Below are 6,271 nucleotides of genomic sequence, written 5' to 3'. Positions count from 1 at the left end.
AACCTGCGCCGCTCGGCCCGCGCCGCGGTCGCCGCCGGTGCCCGGGTCGCCCGCGCCCTGGAGATCCTCGGCGACGACGTCCCCGAGCACCTCGCCTCGGCCGGCCAGCTCCGCGTCGAGCACAAGCAGGCCAGCCTGGAGGAGCTCGGCGCGCTCTCCGAGCCGGCGCTGACCAAGGACGCCATCGCCGGCCGCATCCGCCGCCTGCTCGCCATGGCCGACAAGAAGGCCTCGGACCTGGGCATCCCCGGCACCGAGGCCAACCTCACCCCGGACATGCTCGTCCCGTAGGTCACGTCCGAAACCACTTATCCACAGGTAGTTGCGGGCTCTGGCCGGTGCCCTTGTTCGTGCCTAACATCGGCACATGACATCGGGGGAGCACGAGATCTGGGCTCGTTTGCGGGCTGTCGAACACGAATCGTTGGCTTCGCGCCAGTTGGCCGCCGCAGCCTACGAAGAGGTCGGCTCACTGGCTGCTGGCGTGCGGGCCAACACCTCACTGCTGAACGCCCTGCGCGAGACCCAGGTCGAGCAGGGGGTCAGACTTACCCGGGTCGAGACGCGACTCGAGTCGTTGGAATCCGCGGTAAGTGGGTTGGACGCCAAGGTCGTCGGGTTGGAGTCCGAGGTTCGGACGGGCTTCGCCATGGTGGGACAGGGAATGGCGACCATCACCGCAATGGTGGAGCGCATTACGCCCCGGGGCTGACGCAGCAGCTCAGTGGCCGGGGCCGCCGCCGCCGTGGTCGTGACCGGCCCCGCCGGGGACATGGGTCTGGGGGTTCCGCCCCATCCAGGCGGGGGCCGTCGTGCCGCCGTCGACCTCGTCGGTCTCGTAAACGGCGATCAGCATGATGCCCATGACGTCGCCCATCGCCTTCGGGGCGTCGTACATGCTCGTCAGGGTCAGCTTGTCGCCGGCCCGCAGCGCCCCGAGGGAATCCCAGCTGCAGGTCGACATCGACGTGACCAGGCCGTCGAGCGCCCCGGACCCGTAGCCCGCGCGTGAGGAGCAGATCCGCGCCTTGGTGGTCACGTTGTCCAGCGTCATACCCATGCCGCCGGCGTGCACGTGGCCGCCGGCGGCGACCACCCGGCCGGTCAGGGACGACCTCCAGGACCACGCGGTGGCGGACTTCCCGGTCGGGACCGCGTATTCCGAGGTCATGCAGTTGTTGACGTCCAGCCAGACCGGGGTGACCGCCTTCATGCCGGGCGTGGAAGCCGGGACGTGGTGCACCACGGTCTCGAAGAAGACCACCTGGGGGGTCTCGGAGTGGTTCATCAGCTCGATCAGGCCGGCCCACGGTCCGGGCCGGACCCGGAAGCCGAACCCGTCGGGGAGTCGGATCGGGGTGCGCTCGTCGCCGGAGGCGAACAGGCGCCGGCCCATCGCCCCGATGCCGTTGCGCCCGCAGGTGGGGTCGGTGGCGGCGGTCTCGGCGACGACGAAGTGGTGCATCATCACGCCCGTGCTCATGTCGGCGCGCTTGCCGTCGGCGGTGACCAACCGCGGCTCGATCGCGGTGATGTAGCAGTCCTCGCAGGGCTTCGGCACGTTCGGCAGGGGCCGGTTCACCTGCATCTCGCCGGTCGGGGCCGACGGCAGCACGAACGGTCCGAGGCGGACCACCGAGACCGTCTCGCCGGCATTCACCTCCGCGGCCGTGGGCGCCGCGGGGGCGCCGGCGGTGGCCGATCCGGAGACCGTGGCGGCCGCCACAACGACCGTCACGGTGGCGACCAGCGCGGCGGCGCGGAACCAGAGCGAGGTCCTGATGAGTTCCACGATCGGCTCACCCCCCGATCCGGTCAACCGATTCACCCGGATTGAGGGGATTTCCCGAGGTGGCCGTGGGGTTACACGGGAGTAGCCGGGTACTTCCCACCAGGCCAGACGCGCCGGGTAGGTTCGGCTTCGCCACCTGAATCCGTGCAGAGGAGACGCCCGTGACCGTCCGTGTCGGCATCAATGGTTTCGGGCGCATCGGCCGTAACTTCTACCGCGCGGTGCTGGCCGGCGGGGCCGACATCGACATCGTCGGCGTCAACGACCTCACCGACAACGCGACCCTCGCGCACCTGCTCAAGTACGACAGCATCCTCGGTCGCCTCGGGCTGGACGTGAAGGCCAGCGACACCGAGATCACCGTCGGCGGCAAGAGCTTCGCGGTCACCTCCGAGCGTGACCCCGCCAACCTGCCGTGGCAGAGCCTGGGCGCCGACGTCGTCCTGGAGTCGACCGGCCACTTCACCAAGGCCGCCGACGCCGGCAAGCACCTCGCCGCGGGCGCCAAGAAGGTCATCATCTCCGCGCCGGCCAACGACGAGGACATCACGATCGTGATGGGCGTGAACCACACGTCCTACGACCCGGGCGCGCATCACATCATCAGCAACGCGTCCTGCACCACGAACTGCGTGGCGCCGATGGCCAAGGTTCTCCTGGAGAACTTCGGCATCGAGAAGGGCCTGATGACCACGATCCACGCCTACACCAACGACCAGGTGATCCTGGACTTCCCGCACAAGGACCTGCGCCGGGCGCGGGGCGCCGCGACCAACATCATCCCGACCTCGACCGGCGCCGCGAGAGCCACCGCGCTGGTGCTCCCGGAGCTCAAGGGCAAGCTCGACGGCATCGCGATGCGCGTACCGGTCCCCACCGGTTCGGTCACCGACCTGGTCCTGACGCTGTCCCGCGAGACCACCAAGGCCGAGGTCAACGCCGCGTTCCAGGCGGCTGCCGAGGGCGAGCTCAAGGGCTTCCTGGAGTACACCGAGGACCCGATCGTGTCCTCCGACATCGTCACCTCACCGGCGTCCTGCACGTTCGACTCGCTGCTGACCATGGCCCAGGGCAACCAGGTGAAGGTCGTCGGCTGGTACGACAACGAGTGGGGCTACTCCAACCGCCTCGCGGACCTGATCACGTTGGTCGGCAAGTCCCTGTAGTCCTGCCGTGCAGAGCATCGACGATCTCGGGGACCTGTCGGGTAAGCGGGTTCTGGTCCGCTCCGACCTCAACGTTCCCCTCGACGGCGCCACCATCACCGATGACGGCCGGATCCGGGCCAGCCTGCCGGTGATCCAGCACCTGGCCGCGGCCGGTGCTCGCGTCGTCGTCTGCGCGCACCTGGGCCGGCCCAAGGGCGCGCCCGACCCGACGTACTCGCTGGCCCCGGTGGCGCACCGGTTGCAGGAACTGCTGGGCCACCAGGTGATGTTCAGTCCCGAGGTGGTCGGCCAACAGGCCGAAGCGACGGTGGCCGCCCTGCCCGACGGCGGGGTCACGCTGCTGGAGAACGTCCGCTTCGCGGCCGCGGAGACCTCCAAGGACGACGCCGAACGCGGTGCCTTCGCCGAGCAGTTGGCCGCGCTGGCCGACGCCTATGTCGGCGACGCGTTCGGTGCGGTGCACCGCAAGCACGCGAGCGTCTACGACGTCGCCCGACTGCTACCGCACGCCGCCGGCGACCTGGTCCGCACCGAGGTCGAGGTGCTGCGCCGGCTCACCGAGGACCCGCAGCGGCCGTACGCGGTCGTCCTGGGCGGGTCCAAGGTCTCGGACAAGCTCGCGGTCATCGACCGCCTGCTCGGGGTCGCGGACAAGATCCTGGTCGGCGGCGGGATGGTCTACACCTTCCTCGCTGCGCAGGGCCACGAGGTCGGGACCTCGTTGCTGGAGAGCGACCAGATCGACACCGTCATGGGCTACCTCGCCGAGGCCGAGAAGCGCGGGGTCGAGTTGATCCTGCCCACCGACATCGTCGTCGCCGACCGCTTCGCCGGCGACGCCGACGTGCGGGTGGTGCCCGCCGACGCGATTCCGGCCGGCTGGATGGGCCTGGACATCGGTCCGGCCAGCGGCGCCGCGTTCGCGGCCGCGCTGAGCGAGTGCGCGACGATCTTCTGGAACGGCCCGATGGGCGTCTTCGAGATGGCCCCGTTCGCCGCCGGCACCCGCGCGGTCGCCCGCGCGCTCACCGACGGCAAGGGCTTCTCGGTGGTCGGCGGCGGGGACTCCGCCGCGGCCGTGCGTACCCTCGGCTTCGCCGAGAGCGCCTTCGGACACATCTCCACCGGTGGTGGGGCGAGCCTTGAGTACCTCGAGGGCAAGACCCTGCCCGGTCTGCAAGCACTGGAGGACTGAATGGCAGCCGCGTCCAAGAAGCAGGGCGATCCAGAAGGTCGCACGCCCTTGATGGCGGGCAACTGGAAGATGAACCTCAACCACCTCGAGGCCATCGCGCTCACCCAGAAACTGGCGTTCTCCCTCGACGACCCGGACTTCGACAAGGTCGAGGTCGCGCTCATCCCGCCGTTCACCGACATTCGTTCGGTGCAGACGTTGGTGGACGCGGACAAGATGCGCTTCAGCTACGGGGCGCAGGACCTGTCGCCGAACGACTCCGGCGCCTACACCGGGGACATCTCCGGGGTGATGCTGGCCAAGCTCGGCTGCACCTACGTCGTCGTCGGGCACTCGGAGCGCCGGCAGTACCACCGCGAGGACGAAGCCGTGGTCAACGCGAAGGTGAAGGCCGCGTTCAAGCATGGCCTGCGTCCGATCATGTGCGTCGGTGAAGGGCTCGAGGTCCGTCAGTCCGGTGGACACGTCAGCCACACCCTCGCGCAGCTCGACGGTGGGCTGGACGGTGTTCCGGCGAGGGACGCGGAGAACATCGTGATCGCCTACGAGCCGGTCTGGGCGATCGGCACCGGCGAGGTCGCCACCCCGGACGACGCGCAGGAGGTCTGCGGGGCGATCCGGTCGCGGCTGGCCGAGTTGTACTCCAAGGAGCTCGCGGACGGTGTGCGGGTGCTCTACGGCGGTTCGGTGAAGGGCGACAACGTCGTCGGGATCATGGCCCAGCCGGACGTGGACGGTGCTCTGGTGGGTGGCGCCAGCCTGCAGGCGGAAGAATTCACGAAGATCGTGCGCTTCCACCGGGGATAACTCCTCCGGACAGCGTCGGCGCCCCCGGCCGGCAGCCGGGTTAGGATGACGCCGCACCGACCGCCCGCCAGGGAACCGCACGAGAGAAGTGGACCGACGTGGAGACCGCGTTCCAGATCCTGCTGCTGATGACCAGCATGCTGATCGTCCTGCTCGTGCTGCTCCACAAGGGCAAGGGCGGCGGTCTGTCCGACCTGTTCGGCGGCGGCGTCTCCTCCTCACTCGGCGGTTCCTCGATCGCGGAACGCAACCTCGACCGGATCACCTACATCGTGATGATCGTCTGGAGCGCCAGCTGCATCGGCCTGCTCCTGCTGCTCAAGGAATAAATCGCTCCACTGCGCGGGCATGACTGCGGTCACCGACCCCGCCGGGCGACCGCTCGAACAACGAACTCAGGAGACATCTCGTGGCAAGTGGCAACGCGATCAGGGGCAGTCGTGTCGGGGCCGGCCCCATGGGCGAGGCGGAGCGTGGCGATTCCGCTCCCCGGTTCTGGATCTCCTACTGGTGCGCCAACGGGCACGAGACCCGACCCAGCTTCGCCGAGGACGGCAGCGTCACCGCGCCTGACTTCTGGGACTGCCCCCGCTGCGGTTACCCCGCCGGCCAGGACCGCGAGGCCCCGCCCTCGCCGCCGCGCAACGAGCCCTACAAGACCCACCTCGCGTACGTGCGTGAGCGCCGCACCGAGGCCGACGGCGAGGCGATCCTCGCCGAGGCGCTCGACAAGCTCCGCGCCACGGGTCGTCCCTACTAGTCCTTCGGCACCCGCGCCGGTCGGTGTGGGAGCGCACTGATTCCGCGCTCGTCCTGCAGGCCCGTCGGGCTGTGCCAGTAGGCGCTCGCCTTCCGGCCGATCAGGTGCGGGCGGGGCTTGGGCACGGTGCGGCTGCCAAGTGTCCACATCACGAAGAGGACCGCGAGGGCGGCTGTCCCGGCGAGGAAGACCAGCGCGCCGCCGACGGTCTGGGACGACATGTCCATCATGACGAGCTCCGATTCGTCGCGGGGTTTCCGCGCTCTGCAGCTAGCTTCGTCGCCGGAGCTCCCGTGAGACGGGTTCTGGGCCTTACCGCCCGGTGACGGCCGCGGGATAGGTTGGGTCGCGATCTGGCGAGGAGGCGACAGATGCGCATCGGTGTCTTGACCGGCGGGGGCGACTGCCCGGGGCTCAACGCGGTGATCCGCGCGGTCGTTCGCAAGGGCGTGCAGCAGTACGGCCACTCCTTCGTCGGCTTCCGCGACGGTTGGCGCGGTCCGCTGGAGAACCGGACCCAGACCCTCGGCGTCCCCGAGGTGCGCGGC

Annotated in this window: 10 protein-coding genes; 8 read left to right on the top strand and 2 right to left on the bottom strand. The window is 69.5% G+C overall.

Going from position 1 to position 6,271, the window contains the following annotated elements; genetic code table 11:
* Together whiA and H0X00_RS14920 are read left to right on the top strand one after the other, a co-directional pair.
* Window positions 1-291, top strand: a 291-nt coding sequence (gene whiA, locus H0X00_RS14925; protein WP_293772424.1) for a DNA-binding protein WhiA, incomplete at its 5' end; no start/stop codon positions are given.
* Between the two features lie 76 nt (window positions 292-367).
* Window positions 368-712 (top strand): hypothetical protein, encoded by a 345-nt coding sequence (locus tag H0X00_RS14920; RefSeq protein WP_293772422.1) that lies wholly within the window; start codon window positions 368-370, stop codon window positions 710-712.
* Between the two features lie 9 nt (window positions 713-721).
* Here H0X00_RS14920 and H0X00_RS14915 read toward each other — a convergent pair whose 3' ends face one another.
* Window positions 722-1,792 carry a hypothetical protein gene (locus H0X00_RS14915; protein ID WP_293772420.1) on the bottom strand — a complete coding sequence of 357 codons (1,071 nt, stop codon included), beginning with the start codon at window positions 1,790-1,792 and terminating at the stop codon, window positions 722-724.
* Between the two features lie 161 nt (window positions 1,793-1,953).
* On the opposite strand from H0X00_RS14915, the gene gap reads away from it, so the two are divergent.
* The 5 genes from gap (at window position 1,954) to H0X00_RS14890 (ending at window position 5,723) form a co-directional block, all read left to right on the top strand.
* The gene (gene gap, locus H0X00_RS14910; protein WP_293772418.1) at window positions 1,954-2,958 is read left to right on the top strand and encodes a type I glyceraldehyde-3-phosphate dehydrogenase; all 1,005 of its coding nucleotides are present in this window, start codon (window positions 1,954-1,956) and stop codon (window positions 2,956-2,958) included.
* 7 nt (window positions 2,959-2,965) lie between these two features.
* Entirely contained in the window at window positions 2,966-4,156 is a 1,191-nt protein-coding gene (pgk, locus tag H0X00_RS14905; protein ID WP_293772417.1) for a phosphoglycerate kinase, read from the top strand.
* Window positions 4,157-4,963 (top strand): triose-phosphate isomerase, encoded by an 807-nt coding sequence (gene tpiA / locus H0X00_RS14900; RefSeq protein WP_293772415.1) that lies wholly within the window; start codon window positions 4,157-4,159, stop codon window positions 4,961-4,963.
* 98 nt (window positions 4,964-5,061) lie between these two features.
* Window positions 5,062-5,292, top strand: a complete 231-nt coding sequence (gene secG / locus H0X00_RS14895; RefSeq protein WP_293772414.1) for a preprotein translocase subunit SecG — start codon at window positions 5,062-5,064, stop codon at window positions 5,290-5,292.
* An 80-nt stretch (window positions 5,293-5,372) separates the two neighbouring features.
* Window positions 5,373-5,723: an RNA polymerase-binding protein RbpA gene (locus tag H0X00_RS14890; RefSeq protein WP_293772412.1), complete on the top strand. Its 351-nt coding sequence runs from the start codon at window positions 5,373-5,375 to the stop codon at window positions 5,721-5,723.
* On the opposite strand, the gene H0X00_RS14885 is transcribed toward H0X00_RS14890, so the two are convergent.
* Window positions 5,720-5,953, bottom strand: coding sequence for a hypothetical protein (locus H0X00_RS14885; protein ID WP_293772410.1), 234 nt, complete (start codon window positions 5,951-5,953; stop codon window positions 5,720-5,722). The genes H0X00_RS14890 and H0X00_RS14885 overlap by 4 nt on opposite strands.
* A gap of 141 nt (window positions 5,954-6,094) precedes the next feature.
* Between H0X00_RS14885 and H0X00_RS14880 the strand changes: the two genes are divergently transcribed.
* A partial coding sequence (locus H0X00_RS14880) for a 6-phosphofructokinase (protein WP_293772425.1) occupies window positions 6,095-6,271 on the top strand: 177 nt, incomplete at its 3' end.

This window comes from Sporichthya sp. (assembly GCF_013815995.1).
In the GTDB taxonomy this organism is placed as follows: Bacteria; Actinomycetota; Actinomycetes; order Sporichthyales; family Sporichthyaceae; genus Sporichthya.
The sequence above is the reverse complement of the archived record's forward strand: the minus strand, read 5'-3'. Positions and strand labels throughout refer to the sequence as shown.

Bases quoted from the DNA above. Each gene is read 5' to 3' on its own strand.
- H0X00_RS14920 (WP_293772422.1), top strand. From the start codon at position 368: ATGACATCGGGGGAGCACGAGATCTGGGCTCGTTTGCGGGCTGTCGAA.
- tpiA (WP_293772415.1), top strand. From the start codon at position 4,157: ATGGCAGCCGCGTCCAAGAAGCAGGGCGATCCAGAAGGTCGCACGCCC.
- H0X00_RS14885 (WP_293772410.1), bottom strand. From the start codon at position 5,953: ATGATGGACATGTCGTCCCAGACCGTCGGCGGCGCGCTGGTCTTCCTC.